The 1,609-nt window shown below is 72.1% G+C and carries 3 protein-coding genes and 1 pseudogene; all 4 read left to right on the top strand.

Annotation, left to right across the window (positions count from 1 at the left end):
- Positions 1–10: 10 nt before the first annotated feature.
- Positions 11–109 (top strand): hypothetical protein, encoded by a 99-nt coding sequence (locus NON22_RS25055; RefSeq protein ID WP_425508032.1) that lies wholly within the window; start codon positions 11–13, stop codon positions 107–109.
- 113 nt (positions 110–222) lie between these two features.
- Positions 223–579, top strand: a complete 357-nt coding sequence (locus NON22_RS24080) for a response regulator (protein WP_257389519.1) — start codon at positions 223–225, stop codon at positions 577–579.
- Between the two features lie 96 nt (positions 580–675).
- Positions 676–1,389, top strand: a complete 714-nt coding sequence (locus tag NON22_RS24075) for a c-type cytochrome (RefSeq protein WP_257389518.1) — start codon at positions 676–678, stop codon at positions 1,387–1,389.
- A pseudogene (locus NON22_RS24070) lies at positions 1,386–1,609 on the top strand (hypothetical protein); the annotation flags it as partial. The gene NON22_RS24075 and the pseudogene NON22_RS24070, both read left to right, overlap by 4 nt.

Genomic DNA, 1,609 nt, shown 5'->3' with positions numbered 1-1,609 from the left:
CGACGCGATCGTGCTCGGCGCGCGCGACCGCGCGATGTCGCGGCCGCTCGGCGCCGTGGCCACGCAGGTGCTCGCGGCGAGTCCGCGGCCGGTGCTCGTCGTGCCCTGAAGCGGCCGCGGCCGCTTTGCGGGCGAGAAACGCAACGCCGGCGACGCGTCGAACACCCCGCTTTCACCGTGGTCTGCGCAGACTGAAGACTCAGGGGGCAAGGTAGCGCAGTCATGGCTTCATTGACGATCGTCGTCGCCGACGACGACGAGCAGCTGTTGGTAACGCTGGCGCAGCTGCTGCGCCTCAGCGGACATGTGGTCCATACCGCGCGCGACGGCAACGAGGCGCTGGCTGCCTGCCGCGCGATGCGGCCGGACACGGCCCTGCTCGACATCGACATGCCGGGCCTGTCGGGCTGGGAAGTCGCCGAGGCACTCAGCGCGGACGCCGGCCCGCCGTGCCGCCTCGTCGCGTTGAGCGGACGCGGTTCGGCCGAAGACCGTACGCGTTCGGAAGCCGCCGGTTTCCATGCGCATTGCGTCAAGCCGGCCGAGCCCGGCGAACTGCTGCGCCTGCTCGGCGCCTGATCATCCGCGGCGGCCGCGCCAGTCCGCAACTGATCCGATCAAACACTCAAAAAACTGACGCTGTTCGGACGCAACTGATCCCATCACCATAGCGGCATGAACACACTCCGCTATCTGTTCCTGCTGCTGTCGGCCGTCAGCCTGCCGGTCGGGGCCGAATCCTCGCCCGACGACCTGACCGAACACCTGGCCGCTTGCAACGTCTGTCACGGCGCCAAGGGCGAAGGCGCGACCGGTTCGGAGTATTACCCGCACCTGGCCGGCAAGCCGGCCGGCTATCTGCTGCGCCAGCTGCGTGCGTTCCGCGACGGCGGGCGCAGCTATCCGCAGATGGGCTGGCTCATGCGCAACATGGACGACGCCTATCTGCAGGCGATCGCCGCGCATTTCGCTGCGTTGCCGCCGCGCACCCACCTGCCGAGCACCGTGCCGCGGACCGTGGAGCCGGCGCTCGCCGCGCGCGCCCGGGCATTGATCGAACACGGTGACGCGGCGCGCGGCCTGCCGGCCTGCGCCGCCTGCCACGGCGCCGACCTGGCCGGGCTCGAACCGGCGATCCCGGCCCTGGTCGGCCTGCCCGAGGAATACGTCGTGGCCCAGTTCGGCGGCTGGCGCACCGGCGTGCGTACGGCGCAGCAGCCCGACTGCATGGCGCAGATCGCGCGCAAGCTCGAACCGGCCGAAATCCGCGCGCTCGCGAGCTGGCTGTCGGCGCAGGAACTGGCCGAGCCCCGGCGTCCGGCCGCGGCCGGCAGCCTGCTGCCGCCGCTGGCCTGTGCCGATCTGCCGCACGCGCCGGTGCAGCCATGAGCCGCCTGCGCCGACGCCTGCTGTTTTCCGCGATCGTGCTGCTGCCGCTGCTGCTGGTCGCCGCGGGCTGGATCGCCCTGCTGTACCTGCAGCAGGGCGGCAGTGCGCCGTTCCGCGTGCCGCAGGGATTCGCGCGCGTCGTGCCCGGCGACGCGGCGCTGGTCGAGCGCGGCCGCGCGCTCGCGCGCATCGGCAACTGCGCCGGCTGCCACACGGCGCA

Source organism: Tahibacter caeni, from assembly GCF_024609805.1.
Lineage (GTDB): Bacteria > Pseudomonadota > Gammaproteobacteria > Xanthomonadales > Rhodanobacteraceae > Tahibacter > Tahibacter caeni.
Note: the sequence above shows the minus strand (reverse complement) of the source record. Positions and strands in the feature narration are given on the sequence as shown.

What these genes read in the sequence shown, in the direction of transcription:
- NON22_RS24075 (WP_257389518.1), top strand. Translation starts at nt 676, where the DNA reads ATGAACACACTCCGCTATCTGTTCCTGCTGCTGTCGGCCGTCAGCCTG.
- NON22_RS24080 (WP_257389519.1), top strand. Translation starts at nt 223, where the DNA reads ATGGCTTCATTGACGATCGTCGTCGCCGACGACGACGAGCAGCTGTTG.